At 35.9% G+C, this 17,717-nt stretch carries 18 protein-coding genes; 8 read left to right on the top strand and 10 right to left on the bottom strand.

The genetic code is table 11. The features are described from left to right. Positions 1–85: 85 nt before the first annotated feature. Both KHA94_RS00575 and KHA94_RS00570 read right to left on the bottom strand, forming a co-directional pair. Entirely contained in the window at positions 86–808 is a 723-nt protein-coding gene (locus KHA94_RS00575; RefSeq protein ID WP_213100233.1) for an SDR family oxidoreductase, read from the bottom strand. A 110-nt stretch (positions 809–918) separates the two neighbouring features. Beyond that, entirely contained in the window at positions 919–2,664 is a 1,746-nt protein-coding gene (locus tag KHA94_RS00570; protein WP_213100232.1) for a phospho-sugar mutase, read from the bottom strand. Positions 2,665–3,081: 417 nt separating this feature from the next. Here KHA94_RS00570 and KHA94_RS00565 point away from each other — a divergent pair, with 417 nt between their 5' ends. Together KHA94_RS00565 and KHA94_RS00560 are read left to right on the top strand one after the other, a co-directional pair. Then, positions 3,082–3,519: a disulfide formation protein C gene (locus KHA94_RS00565; protein ID WP_213100231.1), complete on the top strand. Its 438-nt coding sequence runs from the start codon at positions 3,082–3,084 to the stop codon at positions 3,517–3,519. Between the two features lies 1 nt (position 3,520). After that, the gene (locus KHA94_RS00560; protein WP_213100230.1) at positions 3,521–3,994 is read left to right on the top strand and encodes a thioredoxin family protein; all 474 of its coding nucleotides are present in this window, start codon (positions 3,521–3,523) and stop codon (positions 3,992–3,994) included. A gap of 55 nt (positions 3,995–4,049) precedes the next feature. Here KHA94_RS00560 and KHA94_RS00555 read toward each other — a convergent pair whose 3' ends face one another. Continuing rightward, positions 4,050–4,442: a YhcU family protein gene (locus KHA94_RS00555; RefSeq protein ID WP_338030671.1), complete on the bottom strand. Its 393-nt coding sequence runs from the start codon at positions 4,440–4,442 to the stop codon at positions 4,050–4,052. Positions 4,443–4,630: 188 nt separating this feature from the next. Between KHA94_RS00555 and KHA94_RS00550 the strand changes: the two genes are divergently transcribed. After that, positions 4,631–5,569 carry an RluA family pseudouridine synthase gene (locus KHA94_RS00550; RefSeq protein ID WP_213100229.1) on the top strand — a complete coding sequence of 313 codons (939 nt, stop codon included), beginning with the start codon at positions 4,631–4,633 and terminating at the stop codon, positions 5,567–5,569. 53 nt (positions 5,570–5,622) lie between these two features. Here KHA94_RS00550 and KHA94_RS00545 read toward each other — a convergent pair whose 3' ends face one another. Beyond that, positions 5,623–5,883: a GlsB/YeaQ/YmgE family stress response membrane protein gene (locus tag KHA94_RS00545; protein ID WP_213100228.1), complete on the bottom strand. Its 261-nt coding sequence runs from the start codon at positions 5,881–5,883 to the stop codon at positions 5,623–5,625. Positions 5,884–6,243: 360 nt separating this feature from the next. Further along, positions 6,244–7,302 (bottom strand): cytochrome-c peroxidase, encoded by a 1,059-nt coding sequence (locus KHA94_RS00540; protein WP_213100227.1) that lies wholly within the window; start codon positions 7,300–7,302, stop codon positions 6,244–6,246. 285 nt (positions 7,303–7,587) lie between these two features. Between KHA94_RS00540 and KHA94_RS00535 the strand changes: the two genes are divergently transcribed. From KHA94_RS00535 to KHA94_RS00525, 3 genes are all read left to right on the top strand, one after another. After that, positions 7,588–8,205: a DUF47 domain-containing protein gene (locus KHA94_RS00535; protein ID WP_213100226.1), complete on the top strand. Its 618-nt coding sequence runs from the start codon at positions 7,588–7,590 to the stop codon at positions 8,203–8,205. 14 nt (positions 8,206–8,219) lie between these two features. Then, positions 8,220–9,218 carry an inorganic phosphate transporter gene (locus KHA94_RS00530; RefSeq protein WP_213100225.1) on the top strand — a complete coding sequence of 333 codons (999 nt, stop codon included), beginning with the start codon at positions 8,220–8,222 and terminating at the stop codon, positions 9,216–9,218. Between the two features lie 389 nt (positions 9,219–9,607). Further along, positions 9,608–10,909, top strand: a complete 1,302-nt coding sequence (locus tag KHA94_RS00525) for an NCS2 family permease (RefSeq protein ID WP_213100224.1) — start codon at positions 9,608–9,610, stop codon at positions 10,907–10,909. 56 nt (positions 10,910–10,965) lie between these two features. Here KHA94_RS00525 and KHA94_RS00520 read toward each other — a convergent pair whose 3' ends face one another. Further along, entirely contained in the window at positions 10,966–12,354 is a 1,389-nt protein-coding gene (locus tag KHA94_RS00520; RefSeq protein ID WP_213100223.1) for an L-cystine transporter, read from the bottom strand. 432 nt (positions 12,355–12,786) lie between these two features. Here KHA94_RS00520 and KHA94_RS00515 point away from each other — a divergent pair, with 432 nt between their 5' ends. After that, positions 12,787–12,975, top strand: coding sequence for a hypothetical protein (locus tag KHA94_RS00515; protein WP_249365249.1), 189 nt, complete (start codon positions 12,787–12,789; stop codon positions 12,973–12,975). Positions 12,976–13,101: 126 nt separating this feature from the next. On the opposite strand, the gene proC is transcribed toward KHA94_RS00515, so the two are convergent. Further along, entirely contained in the window at positions 13,102–13,905 is an 804-nt protein-coding gene (gene proC / locus KHA94_RS00510; RefSeq protein ID WP_213100222.1) for a pyrroline-5-carboxylate reductase, read from the bottom strand. Between the two features lie 360 nt (positions 13,906–14,265). On the opposite strand from proC, the gene KHA94_RS00505 reads away from it, so the two are divergent. Beyond that, positions 14,266–15,159 (top strand): helix-turn-helix domain-containing protein, encoded by an 894-nt coding sequence (locus tag KHA94_RS00505; RefSeq protein WP_213100221.1) that lies wholly within the window; start codon positions 14,266–14,268, stop codon positions 15,157–15,159. A 146-nt stretch (positions 15,160–15,305) separates the two neighbouring features. Here the strand turns inward: KHA94_RS00505 and KHA94_RS00500 are convergent, their stop codons facing one another. From KHA94_RS00500 to kynB, 3 genes are all read right to left on the bottom strand, one after another. Continuing rightward, a complete protein-coding gene (locus tag KHA94_RS00500) occupies positions 15,306–15,941 on the bottom strand; it encodes an NUDIX hydrolase (protein ID WP_213100220.1) in 636 nt (211 codons plus the stop codon). Positions 15,942–16,046: 105 nt separating this feature from the next. Beyond that, positions 16,047–17,003, bottom strand: coding sequence for an MBL fold metallo-hydrolase (locus KHA94_RS00495; RefSeq protein WP_213100219.1), 957 nt, complete (start codon positions 17,001–17,003; stop codon positions 16,047–16,049). A gap of 72 nt (positions 17,004–17,075) precedes the next feature. After that, the gene (kynB, locus tag KHA94_RS00490) at positions 17,076–17,702 is read right to left on the bottom strand and encodes an arylformamidase (protein WP_213100218.1); all 627 of its coding nucleotides are present in this window, start codon (positions 17,700–17,702) and stop codon (positions 17,076–17,078) included. Positions 17,703–17,717: the final 15 nt, after the last annotated feature.

The raw sequence follows: 17,717 nt of genomic DNA, 5'->3' as shown, positions 1-17,717 counted from the left end.
AAAATTATAATTTTCTATACAATAAAAAAGCATTGAAGAGAAATTTCTCTTCAATGCTTTTTTATAAACTACGACTTCACATTTCTTATGCAATCGGATAATTTTGTACAAAAGGATGGAGGACAATTTCGTCAATTATCATATGGGTTGGAGCGGACGCCATATATACAACCGCATTTGCAATATCTTCCACTTTAAGCCAGTCTTTTTTCTCCTCAAGTCCTTGCTGTGATTCTGCAAAGTATGTATCAACCATTCCAGGATTTATCGTTCCAACTCTAATCCCGAATTCTCTAACTTCCTGTGCTAATGAGCCCGAGAAGCCCTGAACCGCATATTTTGTTGCTGTATAAGCAGAGCCATTTGGGATCGTGTATCTTGCTACATCTGATGAAATCGTAATAATCGTTCCAGATTTGCGTTCTTTCATATGCGGAAGAACAGCCTTAGCTCCAAGGAAGACTCCTTGAACATTTACCTCGAAGATCTTCCTCCATTCATCCAGAGTCGTTTCTTCAACCTTTTTAAAGAAGCCTACACCCGCATTATTCACAAGGAGATCAATTTGCTTATATTCCTTTAAAGCTTTTTCAATGACTGTATTTACTTGATCCTCAAGCGTAACATCAGCTTGAATGGCAATTACATCTTTATATCTCTTTTGTTTTAATTCCTCAGCTGTTTGATAAATACTTTTAGAGCTGCCGACAATAGCAAGCTTCATCCCCTGTTCAGCAAGCTTCAAAGCGATTTCTTTTCCAATCCCTCTTGATGCTCCTGTGACAATTGCAACTTGTCCTTTTAACAATTTATTTCATCCTTTCGATTCTCATGTTGTCATTTGGTTTTGCGAAATCAATTATTTCCTTCCATCACAAATCCTGTTCTGCATTTTTGTTTTTAAAGGATCCTTTCTTCTTATTTTTCAGAAGAAGAGTTCATTTTTTGTTCTATTATGGACATGAAATCATCTTTAATCGCTGTTAATTTCTGTTTACTATCATCTAAAGAGGTTCCATTGATTCCAAAGTAAAATTTGATTTTCGGCTCAGTACCTGATGGCCTTAAGCAAACCCAAGTTCCATCTTCAAAAAAGTATTTTATTACATTTGATTTTGGTAGGTCAATTGATTTTTCGAGTCCGTTGCTTTCACTTCGTACACTCGTTAAATAATCCTCTACGGCAACAACCTTAATGCCACTTAGCTGTTGTAATGGATTCGAACGGAAGGAGGCTAATGTTTTTTGGATTATTTCAGCACCAGTCTTTCCTTTAAGTGTTAATGATTGGAGGTCTTCAAGGAAATAGCCATACTGTTCAAAAAGGGCAATTAAACCTTCATATAAGGACATGCCTTTTTTCTTATAATAAGCAGATGCCTCCGCTGCTAATACGGCAGCTTGAACAGCATCCTTGTCCCGTGCAAAATCTCCAATTAAATAGCCATAGCTTTCTTCGTATCCAAATAAAAATTGATATTCCCCTGTCGCATCGTATTCCTTCATTTTTTCAGCAATAAATTTAAAGCCTGTCAAGACATCGACTGTTTCAACACCGAATGAGGTGGCGATTTTTCTTCCTAATTCAGATGTGACAATCGTTTTTAAGATAATTCCGTTTTCTGGCAGTAAATTCTTTTCTTTTTTCTGAGACAAAATATAATGAAGAAGTATTGCACCTGTCTGATTTCCTGTTAATAGTACGAATTCTCCAGCTGGATTCCGAACTGCAATTCCTAGTCTGTCCGCATCTGGATCTGTAGCAATTAACAGATCTGCATTCTTCTCTTCTCCTACCTTAATCGCCAGCTCAAAAGCTGATTTTTCCTCTGGATTGGGACTCTTTACAGTGGAAAATTCAGGATCAGGAAGTTCTTGTTCCTTAACGACATAAACATTTTTGTAGTTTAATGCCACTAACGCATTCCTTACTGGTTTATTGGCTGTTCCATGCAATGGTGTGAAAACGATTGAAAGATCTACTTCATTTCCAAGAGAAGGATTCTCCGAAATCGTAACGAGCTGATCCAAATACTTACTGTCAACCTCTTCCCCAATCATTTTGATTAATCCTTGTTTCTTTAATGCTTCTTCCTCCATCACATCAATCAACAGTTCATTTTCAATTTCATTCACTTTTGAAATAACAATATCGGCTGCACTTGGAGGAAGCTGAGCCCCATCAGGACCATACACCTTAAATCCATTATATTCTGGTGGATTATGACTTGCTGTTATAACAATACCGGAATATGCCTGTAATTCACGTACAGCAAAAGATAATTCAGGGGTAGGACGTAATTCTTTAAAAACATATGTTTGAATACCTCTAGTCGCAAGTGTCTTCGCTGCTTCCATCGCAAATTCAGGTGACATATGCCGGGAATCATATGCAATAACTACCCCCTGCTTCTTTGCTTCTAGTCCATTCTCTTCTATGTATGCTGCTAATCCTGCGGAGGCTTTTCTCACAGTGTAAATATTCATCCGATTTGTTCCTGCTCCGATTTCCCCGCGCATTCCGCCAGTTCCAAACTCTAAATCTTTATAAAATGCATCTTCAAGGCTCTTTTCATCCTTTTTTAAGGATTGCAATTCCTTTTGTAAATGTTGATCTAAATGTTCATTTTGAAGCCATTGTTCAGCTTTAAATTTCCAATTCATTCTATTCCCTCCCAAAACAGTCAATACTACTAAAATTATTTCGATAGAAAAAATGTATTTCCTTCATAAATTGTACGTGCTTTTATGACAAAACCTATATAATGGTTTAGTATTGACTTCAATGATATTATACCTTTTCGCCATAATCGTAACCAGCTTATTAACTGCACAACATCGCATATGGTCCTATCAAACGAGAAATTGAGAAACATTTACTCATTCCTTAAAATATTTATTTGCGGGATTACTAATGACAAAAACATGACGAAATTTAGAACAAACAATGAAAATCTGTCATAAATAATTTACAAAGTAGAACAAGTAGCTCTATAATTTTCTTAACTATGTACAATTTGTTACCAAGTGAGGCGAGGAGACCTAAGATTTACGAAGAAAAAATATGATAAGGAGTACATTATGGAAAAAGCAAATAAAGATAATCGTGAATCTTTACTTTTTATTTCATGGGCTGCATCTGTCATTGCTATGTTCGGAAGCCTTTATTTTTCAGAGATTCGTCAATACGAGCCTTGCACACTTTGCTGGTACCAGCGAATAGTCATGTACCCCTTTGTTATTATATTGGGCATCGCGGTTATTCGAAAGGATTATCGAATCAGCCTCTATACAATGATTCTATCTGCCATTGGTGCTTGTATTTCACTTTACCATTATTCGATCCAAAAGATTCCATTTTTAGCGGATCACGCAGCTTCCTGCGGAAGGGTTCCGTGTACTGGGCAATATATTAATTGGTTAGGGTTTATTACAATTCCCTTTCTGGCATTGACTGCCTTTGTTATAATATTTATTTGCAGTTATTTAATTTGGAAAAAAACAAGAGAGGTTAAATAAGATGAAAAAAGTAATCATATTTCTTGGAATTATTATTATTCTCTTCGCAGCTGTTGGAATAATAACAAAGATGCAAAATGAAGAAAAAGTCTCAGAGGAAAATCCATATGGCAAGAATGCGACGCTCCATGCTGAAACGATTAAACAGCTTGATGACCCAAATTATCAAAACATAATTCTTCCAGATAAATTAGAAGAAAAATTAGATAATAAAGAGGATGTTACTGTCTATTTTTACAGTCCTATTTGCCCTCATTGCCTAAGCACAACTCCGATTGTAGCACCTCTAGCAAAAGAGATGGAAATAGATCTTGTCCAATATAACTTGCTGGAATTTGAAAAAGGCTGGGACAAATACGGAATTACTGAAACACCAACAATTGTCCAATATAAAGATGGTGAAGAGGTAAATAGAATAACTGGTTATAAAGATGAAGCAGTATTTAAAGAATGGTTTAATGAAAACAGTAAATAAGTGTTAAACATGAAAAAAGCCTGCACTCAACCATGCAGGCTTTTTATTTACTATATTAGTAATTGATTTGCTGCTTTTGTGTACGACTCAAAAATTCATCCTTAACCATTTTCCCTCCCAAAAAATGACTAAATGAAAATGGAAAAATTAGCCCGAATTCTTTTAGGGTTTGAACATTTTTTTCAAACAGGCTCTCATATCTTGCATCTAGGTTTTGGGATTCCAGAATCGCTATTATTGTTTGCAAGCTAACGATAACCTGATATGCTTCTTTTAGAGTTCCAAAGTATTCAAAATGTCTTGTCGTAGTATGTAAAATCTCAAGGTGTTCATATTCCTTTATTTCCTCATCTAAAAAATAAAGAGGAAATATATCCGAATATACGTATTGAACAAGTTCTTTGATTTCCTGTTCTTGTTCAAGAGTTGAAGCAAATACGACTTTCACCTTAAAAACCACCTTTTATCGCAGAATTACGGGCTGTAAATCCCCCACTGATTGTTAGTTAAACTTTATCGTCTCTGTAATCAGTTTGTAATAAATATATGATAAGAATATCATACTAACTAGGTAATTAAGGGTGGTAATAAAATCCAGATGGCAGGCTTTTTACATTTATTAAGGAGAATAGTACGATGCACACAAAAAGGTTTGGAGACTGGTATGAATTAACAATTCCATTTGATTGGGATGGTTTTACAATAGATTTTATTCTGAGAAATGTATGGAAAGCATCTAAAAAGCAAATTCATACGATGAGAATGGAAAAACAAATAAAGATAAATGGAGAGTTCATGAATTGGAATAATCCCCTCCAACTGGGAGACAGGCTGCAATTAAGGTTATTCCTTGATGAAGATTTTGGTGTAATTCCTGAATATGCAGAAGTGGAAATTCTATATGAAGATGACCATATGATTGTTTTTAATAAGCCTGCAAACATGGATACTCATCCTAATGAACCTGAGCAAACGAATACATTATCAAATGCAGCTGCCTTTCATTTACAGGCACAGGGCGATTTTCGAAGAATTAAGCATATTCATCGCTTAGACCGTGATACAACTGGAGCAGTTCTATTTGCGAAGCATGCGCTTGCAGGGGGTATATTGGATAAGATGCTTGAGGAGCGAACCATAAAAAGGACCTATCTTGCTCTTGTTCATGGTAGGGTTAAAACTAAAAAGGGTTCTATTCGTGAACCTATCGGCCGTGACCGTCATCATCCGACGAGACGCAGAGTTTCTCCAAGTGGTCAGCCAGCTATTACCCATTACGAATTAATTAAATCGTATCCAAAACAAAATTTATCTCTGCTAAAATGCCAGCTAGATACTGGCCGTACACATCAAATTCGTGTCCATTTAAGCCATATAGGCCATCCCTTAGCAGGTGACCTTTTATATGGAGGACAACCAATTTTTAATCGCCAAGCCTTACATGCGGTAAAGCTTGAAATTCCTCATCCTTTCACTATGGAAAAAATAAGCTGTTTTGCAAATCTTCCGAATGAGGAGAATCATTCACCCCTTAAACTAGCTAATTATCTGCATGTTTTGCCCGAAGAGCTATAAACAAATGAAAGCCTTCCGATTTGGAAGGCTTCATTAGCGCTTTCGCTTTTCTGTTAATCAGTCGTTTTTCTGAAAGCTTTCATGATGAGGCTGCATAAGAAAACAAGCAGTATTGCACCGATTAAGGCAGGAATAATTGCAAAACCAGCGATATCTGGACCCCAGTTTCCAAAGATTAAAGCACCTAACCATGCTCCAACAAATCCTGCAATAATATTACCAAAGACACCACCCGGTATATCACGCCCTACAATCATGCCTGCAATCCATCCTATAATTCCACCTATAATTAATGACCATAAAAAGGTAAACATTGAATCACTCCTTGCTGTTTTAATAGTAGTTTTTCTCGTTTTTTTCCTTTCATGCAAAAAATATTTTATCTATTTTTGGGAATTCCTGATTCAGACTCACCCTAAAAATAATTTACCCATTACAGGAAAATTAATAACACAATTCTTCGAGCTTATTACATATCATGCTAATGTTCTTTCGATTATCTAATGAATAGGCTGACTGGGGAATAAGCCCTTTAAAGAAATCAGCTTCATATTTTATAAACGGCAAATGCCAAAATAATAAATAATTTACCCATTCAACAATTGTCCTAAACAGATCGAATTAAAAAAACGGCTACCACTTAAAGGTAACCGTTTAACTTCGATTTCGATTTTTTATGGTATCTTTGGGGTTTCTACCTCTGGCAGTTCTCCACTTAAGCTTTCTAAAAAGGCAACAAGAGAATCAACTTCGTGATCCGTTAAGTTAAGTGGTTTCATTAATTCACTTTTATTTGGATGATCCCCTCCACCTTCATTATAATACTGAACGACATCCTTTAATGTTTCAAGGCTGCCATCATGCATATATGGTGCAGTATAAGCAACACCTCTTAAAGCAGATGTTCTGAATTTTCCTTTATCCTCTTCATTGCCTGTCACTGCAAAGCGTCCTTCATCACCGCTCATGCCTAAGTTATGATAATTTTGGTCAGATAAAAGTGGACCTGCATGACAGGAAATACAGCCTGCCTCTCCAGCGAAAAGCTTCATTCCGTCCTTAGCGTCTGCAGTAATGGCATCCTCTTTCCCTTGAAGATAACGATCAAATGCTGTATCAGCAATAACAATTGTCCTTTCAAATGCAGCTATTGCTTTGGCAATATTGTCTGCCGATATTTTGTCGTTAAAAACCTTGTTAAATTCTTCAACATAGGTAGGAACACCATTTAGCTCGATCACCAATTCATCTAGATTTTGATTCATTTCAACTTCAGACTGAATCGGTCCTAGAGCTTGCTCCTCTAGGCTTCCTGCCCTACCATCCCAGAAATATTCATCATAATAACCTGAATTGATAATCGTCGGGCTATTTCTAGGGCCATTGAACCCTTCAAAGCCAATAAACTTCGCCATCCCATCTCCATAACCCGCTCCTGGAGCATGACATGACATACAGCTTTGGACATTATTTCCTGATAAACGTGGATCAAAGTATAGCATCTTTCCTAATTCTATTTTTTCATCTGTCATTGGATTATCTTCTGGAACGGGAATTTCGCCAAGGACTTCAAATTTTGCTTTTACTTCCTCAAGCTCCTTATCAATCACTTCTTCTTTAACATCTTTTTTACCATTTTTCTTTTCCTCTGGTGCAGCTGTATCCTCATTATTGCTGCAAGCTCCTAGAATAGAAAGTACTACAATTAATAAAACTGCGAATGCTTTTTTCATCCGTACTTCCCCCTAACTTAACTGTAATCAATGGAATTAATGGCGAAATTTTACTATGTTCCCATCAACAATGATTATATTATTAAAGTTATTATTAAATTAGAGGAAGTTCCGAATAATTTATGACATTTTCCTATTCCCTATATTGAAAACATATCCTTCTAAAAATTACGCATACTAAATTGAAAGTTTTTTTTCCATTTTTATAGATAAAACTATCTTATTCGACGATTTTCGTATAAAATTATTTCGTTTGGATGATATTTTTTTGATGGAGGGTATACAATGGTTTTCAAAAAGAAAGACAAGTTTAATACATTATTAAGCAATATTGCACTAAACATGAAAGAAGGAGCACACTATTTCGCAGATTATAAGCTAAAAAATGTTAGTGATTTAAAAGTATTTGCTGAGACAATGAAGAATTATGAAACGAAGGGTGACACATTTGTCCACGAAGTGATTAAAGAGTTAAATAACGCATTTATCACTCCAATTGAGCGTGAAGATATTCTGCACCTAGCGATGAGCTTAGACGATGTTTTAGACGGTATCGAGCACTGTGCAGCACTTTTCGAAATGTATTCGATTACACAAGCAGATGATTTTATGCTTAAATTTGTAGATGCCATTAAAAATTGCTCTGATGAAATTGTTAAGTCAATTGAGCTTCTTTCAAGTAAAAAATTATTAGATATCCGTAATCATGCCATAAAAATTAAGGATTATGAATCAAAATGTGATAATGTCCTTCGCCAGTCCATTAAACACCTATTCTCCATTGAGAAGGATCCAATTCGAATTATTCAGTATAAGGAAATATACGAAAATCTAGAGGATATAGCGGATAGCTGCCAAAGTGTCGCAAATACACTGGAAACAATCATTATGAAAAACGCATAAGGAGCCGAAAGCAAATGGATGGAGTATTAATCATTACAATCTTAATCGTCATCGGAGCCTTAGCATTTGATTTTATAAACGGTTTTCATGATACAGCTAATGCAATCGCTACAGCTGTTTCAACGAAAGCACTAAAGCCTAGACATGCTATTATTTTGGCTGCAGTCATGAACTTTGCTGGAGCAATGACTTTTACAGGGGTTGCTAAAACCATTACAAAGGATATTGTCGATCCGTTTACATTACAAAACGGATCATTAGTGATTCTGTCTGCTCTTATCGCTGCTATCTTTTGGAATTTACTCACATGGTATTATGGGATTCCGAGCAGTTCCTCCCATGCGATAATCGGTGCAATTGCCGGTGCAGCTATTGCTGCTGCTGGTTTTTCAGCCCTACATTATAAGGGATTCCTTAAAATCCTTGAGGCACTTATTTTATCCCCAATACTTGCTTTTGTTGTTGGGTATATTATTTATAGCATTTTTAAAGTAGTATTTAAAAATAATAACTTAACAAAAACAAATCGAAATTTCCGTATATTACAAATTTTCACTGCTGCTTTACAAGCCTTTACACATGGAACGAACGATGCTCAAAAAGCAATGGGAATCATCACAATGGCCTTAATAGCAAACGGTTATGCAACAAGTAACGATATCCCTTTCTGGGTACAATTCTCCTGCGCACTCGCAATGGGACTTGGTACATCAGTCGGTGGCTGGAAAATTATTAAAACTGTTGGCGGAAAAATCATGAAAATTCGACCTGTAAATGGAGTGGCTGCCGATTTAAGTGGAGCGCTGATTATTTTCGGTGCTACATTTATTCATTTACCTGTTAGTACGACTCATGTCATTTCTTCTTCTATTTTAGGTGTCGGTTCAGCTCATCGTCTGAAGGGTGTAAAATGGGGTACCGCTCAAAGAATGCTTATAACATGGGTCATTACATTGCCAATATCTGCAACAATTGCAGGACTAATTTACCTACTGTTAGATGCAATTTTTTAATGAAATTTTAAAGGGTTTTAAGAAGCTGGACTGCTGCCAATTTCTTAAAGCCCTTTTTTAATTAATTTGAAGACAGGCAATACATATGCCTTTATTAAATTAAAAGGTTCCAGATATGGAATCAATTCTCCACCCTTTTTCCGTTTTGCGAAGAACGATATCAACCTTTTTCGAAACCATTTCTGTACAGTCATTCAAAGGATTAAGCTATAACATAAATTGATAGGCTAAGTGCTGCATTTATACCGCTCTTAGCTTTTTCTTTATTTCTTAAGAGTATGATTTCCCAATGCAAAATAAATAATATGGAATAAACTCTTGTTTTTTACCCTATAAACGAATATTATAAAGGATGTGGAATTTAATGTTCGTATTCGGAGGACTTTTTAATGTTTAAATTGAAGGAAAACAATACAAATGCAAAGACTGAGGTTCTTGCTGGGATTACAACCTTTTTAACCATGGTTTATATTGTTGTAGTAAACCCTGTTATTTTATCTGATGCGGGTGTACCGTTTGAGCAGGTCTTTACAGCGACTATTATCGCTTCTGTTATTGGAACACTCTGGATGGCACTCTTCGCGAACTACCCGATTGCCATTGCGCCTGGTATGGGCCTAAATGCATATTTCGCCTACTCTGTAGTAGGAAGCAATGGCAATATTAGCTATCAAACTGCTTTTGCCGCCGTTTTTATAGCAGGATTAATTTTTATTATTTTATCCTTAACTCCCTTTCGAAAAAAATTAATTGAAGCAATTCCCGAAAATTTAAAACATGGGATTACGGCAGGGATTGGCATGTTTATAGCTTTTATCGGACTTCGCCTTACAGGCATTATTACAAGTCATCCTACAAACCTCGTTGCATTAGGTGATCTTCATTCACCTTCAGCCATTCTCGCATTAGTAGGTCTTGCAGTTACGTTAATACTAATGACATTAAATATTAATGGCGCCTTATTTTTTGGAATGATCATTACAGGATTAATAGCGTTTTTTACCGGACAGCTTTCTTTTGAACAAGGCTTTATGTCTTTACCATCTCTTCCAGATGGATTAATCGTCCTTAATCCAATAGATGCAATTGGAGATGTCATTCAACATAGTTTGTATGCCGTTGTCTTTTCATTCTTGCTTGTGACGATTTTTGATACTACCGGAACAATGATTGGGGTAGCTCAGCAGGCTGGCTTAATGAAGGGCAATACAATGCCTAGAGCAAAAGAAGCATTGCTTTCTGATTCAATTGCTACTACTGTTGGTGCAATGTTTGGAACAAGTCCTACATCTGCTTTCATTGAATCATCTTCTGGTGTCGCAGCAGGTGGCAGAACAGGATTAACATCCTTAACTGTTGCTGGACTATTTATTGTATCTGCATTCTTTGGACCATTGGTTAGTGCGGTTTCTGGAATTTCTGCTATTACAGCACCTGCACTTATAATAGTCGGAAGCTTAATGATGGGCAGTATTTCAAATATTAAATGGGGAGAAATTGATGAAGCATTCCCAGCGTTCTTAATTATTTTAAGTATGCCGTTAACATCAAGTATTGCAACAGGAATTGCACTTGGTTTCATCACTTACCCAATTATGAAAGTAGCAAAAGGAAAATGGCGGGAAGTCCATCCTTTAGTTTATTTATTTGCTGTTCTATTCTTTTATCAATTAGCTTTTTTGCCTCATTAATGAAAAAAGACAAAAACCGACAGGTGCCTGGCACCCGTCGGTTTTTGTCTTTTTTATTATGCTTCTGCTTCAATTTTTTCTTTCATATCGTTATAGATATTTGAATCGATTTCACCAGTTATTCTACTTGTTAATATTCCTGAAGTCATGGAACCACTCACGTTAAGTGCAGTACGTCCCATATCAATTAAAGGCTCAATAGAGATTAGCAAGCCTGCTAATGCGACTGGCAAGTTCAAAGCAGATAATACTAATAGGGCAGCAAATGTCGCACCACCGCCTACACCCGCAACACCGAAGGAACTAATCGCTACAACGGCAATGACAGTTGCAATAAATGACGGAGATAATGGGTCAATTCCAACGGTCGGTGCAATCATAACCGCAAGCATCGCAGGATAAATACCCGCACAGCCATTTTGCCCGATAGAAAGGCCGAATGAACCCGCAAAGTTTGCAATCCCTTCTGGTACACCAAGTGACTTCTGTGTCTTAATATTTAATGGCAGAGCACCTGCACTAGTACGGGATGTAAAAGCAAATGTCAATACTGGAAATACTTTTTTCACATATGTCACCGGATTCAGACCAGCTATGGTTAATAATAGTAAATGGATTAAGAACATGACGATTAATGCAACATACGAAGCTAGAACAAATTTTCCGAGCTTCAAAATTGCGTCGATATCACTCAAAGCAACTGTCTTTGTCATAATAGCCAGAACACCGTATGGCGTCAAACGTAGAATTAATGTAACAACTCTCATGATGATGGTGTAGAAAGCATCTACTATTTTTGCAAATAGATCAGCTTGTTCTGGAGATTTCCTTCTAACCCCAAGGAAAGCCATTCCTAAAAATGCAGAAAAGATGACGACTGAAATGGTTGATGTAGGTCGTGCACCTGTTAAATCTTGAAATGGATTGGATGGCAGCAATTCAAGCATTTGTTGTGGTAAGGTTTTTCCCTCCACCTCAAGATTTTTTTGCTCAAGCATTTCTCCTCGCGCAAGTTCAGCATCACCTTGTGTAATTTGAATGGATTCTAAATTAAATCCAACAGTCGTTGCTATACCTACAGCAGCTGCAATAGCAGTTGTACCTACAAGCAATCCAAGAATAAGCGTACTAATTTTCCCAATATTATTGCTTAATTTTAATTTTGTAAATGCAGATAAAATAGATATAAATACTAGAGGCATGACGATCATTTGTAAGAACTTAACATAGCCTCCACCAACCAAATTAATCCAATCCGTTGATTTTATAACGACTTCATCGGTTGGTCCATAAATAAACTGTAAAGCAAAGCCAAATACAATTCCAAGCCCTAACGCGGTAAATACACGCTTTGAAAATGAAATATGTTTTTTTTGCATGTAAATAAGACCGATAATAAATACTAACAAAATAGCAACATTAAGTATAACCAGCCACGTTGTCATAAATAAGTCCCTCCTATACAGGAAATATAACATTGTTAAAAATATATATCTTGTATTCCTATTAGTCAAGTAGGAATTATAAGGAATTTCCTCCTTTCATTCTGTTTATATGTTTTATGCTGATTTTTTAAATTTGTTCAATAAAAAAATAACCCCTTTTCCATCTAATCCTATTACCATTCCTGTAAATGCGACAATTGCTGCAATACCGATCATAAGAATTAGACTAGAAACTAGTTCCTAATGCTTCAAAATGTACTTCTACTTTCGATAATCCTTCATTTTCTTAACTAATCCCACGGACAGATAAAAGCAGATTTTTGTCGATTTATTATCATGCAAAATACTTTTTTATTTTGAGGGTTTATTTTACAATTAAAAGGTATATTCTTTTTATAATAATAAAAAAATTTACATGAATGGGATGGTGTGATGATGGCAGATAGCAATAAGGACAAAAATGAAAAAAGTGATTTAAATATTGGTTCAAACGTATCCTTAAATGGCCTTGTAACAGCTGTTTTTGACAATATGGTACATGTCCAGATTGGCGCTAAAATTGTTACTGTCCAAACGAAAGACCTATACTCAGGTCTTAATCAAACTTTACTTAAGAACTAAAATGAGCTGCACCGTCTCATTTTCAGATAGCGTAAAGCTTTCAATCGATGGAGATCCAATCCCCAAAATTAGAAAAAACTTGGCGAATGCCAAGTTTTTTCTAATTTTATAGCTAATTCTTGTCCTTTAAGAAAGTGATTTCGTCTTCTGATAACAGCTTTCCATTGCTGATAGCACAGCTGCGCGAAACCCTTTTTTCTCAAGCTCTGCTACTGCTTCAATGGTTGCCCCTCCTGGTGTACATACTTCGTCCTTCAATTCTCCTGGATGTTTTCCTGTCTCAAGAATCATCTTCGCTGCTCCTAAAACAGCTTGAGCAGCTAATGTATAGGCCTGTTCTCTTGATAGTCCATTCTTAACTCCCCCATCAGCTAAAGCCTCGATAAACATATAAACATAAGCAGGAGATGAGCCACTAATGGCAGGAATTGCATCCATTAATTTTTCATTCAATACTTCCACCTTCCCAAAGCACGAGAAAATCTGCACAACTTCGTCCAGTTCATCCTCTGTTACAGCATCATTTGCACTAATAGCACTCATCCCCTCTCCAATTAGCGAGGGAGTATTAGGCATAGAGCGTATGACCTTTATTTTTCGAGCAAATGACTCTTCAAGAAATTGCAAACTAATTCCCGCAGCGATTGTAATAATGATCGCATTAGGTTTAACCACATCCTTTATTTCTTCAATAATTTGAAAGTGGAGATCTGGCTTAATAGCTAAAAATAGTAAATCAGCTTGCTCTGCCACTTGTTTATTTTCTGTTGTTACTTGAATGGTAAACCTCTTTTTCACATGTTCTACAGTTTCTTTTGAAACAGCGCTTGCAATCAACTGCTCAGGAGCAACATTATTTGATTTAAGAACGCCGCCAATGATGGCCTGCGCCATCTTTCCTGCTCCAATAAAACCAATACTTTTACTCACTATCAACACATCCTGTTATTTTTTTGTTTATTATACTTTAGCAATTGCAGAAACAATAGAAAGCCGCCCCCTAATAGACTAAGGGAATCGTCAATTGGAAAAGTTCAAAATAAAGTCCATTTACTTTACAATAATTATCATGAGATAATTTAATCAGGATATTCTTTGAATCTAGAACAGTTCTTAAGTCATGCGTTCCTAACATCTCCTTAAAATAAATATCCCATTAAACCAAACCCAAATGATAGAATAATAGCTAATATATAACGACATAGAGTTTCTATTTCCCTTAATACCTACCTTAGATGATATCAGAAATGAAAAGAGTATTATTATTAGTTTCGTTTATGGAGGAATATTATGGATTATGAGATCGGTAAGAAAATACGAGAATTGCGAAAGTATTGGCATATGACGCAGGAGGAACTCGCAAATGGCATTTGTACTCAAGGCTTGATCAGTAAAATAGAAAAAAATGAAGAGATTCATCTCTCTGCTCAATTACTCTATCAATTAAGCCAACGTCTCGGGGTATCAATTGAATATTTCTTTTCTGATGCTGAGCTGCCAAGAATGAGCTATATTAATGACGCTTGTGGCCAAATAACAGCATTAATCCGCTCGAAGCAATATGAAGAAGCCTATCAATTAGTTAAAATGGAAAAGAATAATCCCATTTTCGAAAAACGTCTTCATCTAAAACAATTCCTTTTATGGAGAGAATCCATTTGTATCAATTACATCGAAAATAACAAGGAAAGAGCATTAGAGTTGATCAACGAGGCCTTGCTGCTCTCAGAAACGAGTGAAAAAAATTATTCATTGCGAGAGTTGGATATATTAATTAGTAAAGCTATTATTTTTGGTGAGCTTGAAAAATGGGAGTTAGCAGAAATCCTTTATGCAAAAATTTTAAATTATGCGGATAAGATACCTTACATAAAGGATAAAACCATTTTTATTAAACTATTCTATAATTCCTCAAGAACATCCTTTATTTTAAAAAATCATAGTCATGCACTTAGCCTTTGTAAAAGAGGTATAAAAATGTGTATGGAGGTAGAAACCTATTATCTTTTAGGCTATTTATTATACCAAAAAGCAGAAATTCTTTATGCAATTGAACAAACATATTCATTTGAAATTCTAGATCTTTACAAACAAGCACTTTGGGTATTTGAAAAAAGCGGAGATATTAGTAATTATGAGAAAATCTTAAAAAAACTTAGTAGCTTAAATTTAGAACAGCCCTAAAGAATGCAATCTTAGAGAAACTTGGTGCTAATTAAATCCATTTGGAAAATTCCTTCGTTTTCCTTATACAATCTCAATAACAAAAATTTATCGTAACTTTACGCCAGTAATCTTGATCATAAATACAAGCAAAAAGCCGAGAAGATTTAAGGTAAATCTTCTCGGCTTTCCTCTATCATTTCCATAAAGTGCTTAAGTATTTTTGCCGTAAGTCCCCAGATTACCTTATCTTCATAATAATAAAAACACTCTTCCATATTCCTCAATTGCCAGTTATATTTTTCCCCGCCAGCAATATGATGAAATGGAAAGTCCCTTTCTGGCTCGATCTTGTAGGAAACTTGAAAAATTTCAGGCTTTGTTTGTAAAAGAAAAGATAGCGGTACTGTGAAGATCTCCTCGACTTCACTTGGATTTACTTGAATGTCTTCATAATTTTTGATAAAGCCAACGAATGGATAGATGATGGTACCAAAGGGAGATATCATATAGTCTAATTGTGAAATATGATGAATGCTATTCTTTGTTATCCCTAGCTCTTCAGATGTTTCCCTCACGGCAGTATACCGCTCATCCTCATCAGAATGATCCACCCTTCCACCTGGGAAACACACCTCACCAGGCTGCCTTCTTAATTGCAGAGATCTCACTTCAAATAGAATATGATATTCACCTTTAATTTGAACCAGGGGCAGCAAAACCGCATATTTAGAGAAGTTCTTACTTCCAAGAATGGTTGGTGTACGATTACTTATATGTTTAACTAATTTTTGAATATCCACATCATACCTCCATTCATGATTTACTTTAATATTATTATAATATTATTTTCTTAAAAAGTTTTAAAAAAGGACTTCCCTCAAAAAAAAGGAAGACCTCGTACTATACTATTGATTTTTCTTTTGCAAATAATCGATGATCCCCATTGAGCCAACCGTTAAATCCAGTTGAATAATGTCAGATATATCTCCATCTAAAGAAATATTCTTTTCTGTTAGGTAACCCATTACTTCTTCAAATAAAAGGGTTAATAAAGAGTCATTTTTTTCTTCAAATGATGCACTTGGATTTTCATTACAAACTTTTTCCCCCACAGCCATAAATATAGGGAGCCAGTACTTTATTTGTTCATAAACATGGTTAGGGTTTGATGTCATCCCATAATGACCAAAATAAATTCGTTCAACATCAAATGATGCGATTTTTTCCATTGATTCAAGCATGGCCTCAGGATCAAACTGATTTGGAGAAGTAGAAGGAAGAATTAATTCTATACCTTTTTCAAAAAGCTGTGGATAGAGGACGCCAATAGTATCTCCTGTAAAAACTCCTTTACTAAATGAATCATAGATGGAAAAGTGGTGCTTTGCATGGCCTGGGGTATCGATAAATGTTAGCATGCGATTTTCCCCAATTTGCAGTGTATCTCCATCCTGCATAATGATAAGTCGATCCTCTGGTACTGGTAAAATTGGATCAAAAAGCGAATCAAATTTATCTCCATATACTGCTTTTGCCCCTTGGATTAGCTTTGAAGGATCTGCTAGATGCCGCTCGCCTCGTGGATGAACAATAACTTTTGCATTAGGACAGCTTCTAAGAAATAATCCTACCCCACCTGAATGGTCTAAATGAATATGAGTGACGATAATATTCTTAATTTGTAAAGGGTCAACGCCCAGTTCCTCTAATCCTTTCAAAATAAATGGAATGGAGGGACTTGCACTCGTTTCAATAATGGTTAGTTCCTCTTCATGAAGAACATATGCCCCTGTTCTCTTCTCTTTTCCTAAATCATATGCGTCAATTAATGACACAGAAAAACCTAAATCCGTTACATTCATTACCCCTAATTCCACCTTTCAAAAAATCATTTTAATAAGTTCTTCGATTCCATTAGGTGAATATCCTTTATATTAGTCTATTTTTTTCAATACTGCTCGGACCGGACTTCCATCTCCTTCTACAAGAGGCAATGGCAAAGCAGCAAGCTCATAATCTCCTTCGTCAATATCATCCAATACAAGTCCTTCCAAAATATGCAGTCCATGTCTTGTAAGCTCATGATGAGCAGGTAATTCCTTACTGTCTAAAGGATCAACAGATGGCAGGTCAAGACCGATGAGTCTTACACCTATTTCAGCTAAATAACTAGCGGCTTCAGGCTCAAAGTGAGGAATGCTTTTCGGAAACTCTGAACGATTTTTCCATGCCCCCGTATAGATTAATAGTCGAATAACTCCTGAAAGATTATGTTCTTTTAATTCATTTACACAAATACTTTTTGTATCGTGGAGATGAATAACACGGGCAGGACCGATGTATAAATTTACATCAAGATCAATGACACGTTTCCCATCGCTATCGAAATGGAATGGTGCATCAATATGTGTTCCAGTATGGGTGCTCATCGTTATTTGACCCACATTAACTGACCCACTGTCCTCCATGCTCCAGCTAATCTTATATGAAAAAGGGCTATCACCTGGCCAAACAGGGATTTTATTATCTAATCTTTGAGATATATCAATCCACCTATTCATGCAAATCTCCTCCAC

Source organism: Cytobacillus citreus, assembly GCF_018343665.1.
GTDB classification, from domain to species: domain Bacteria; phylum Bacillota; class Bacilli; order Bacillales; family Cytobacillaceae; genus Cytobacillus; species Cytobacillus citreus.
This window is presented reverse-complemented; position numbering and strand designations above follow the sequence as displayed.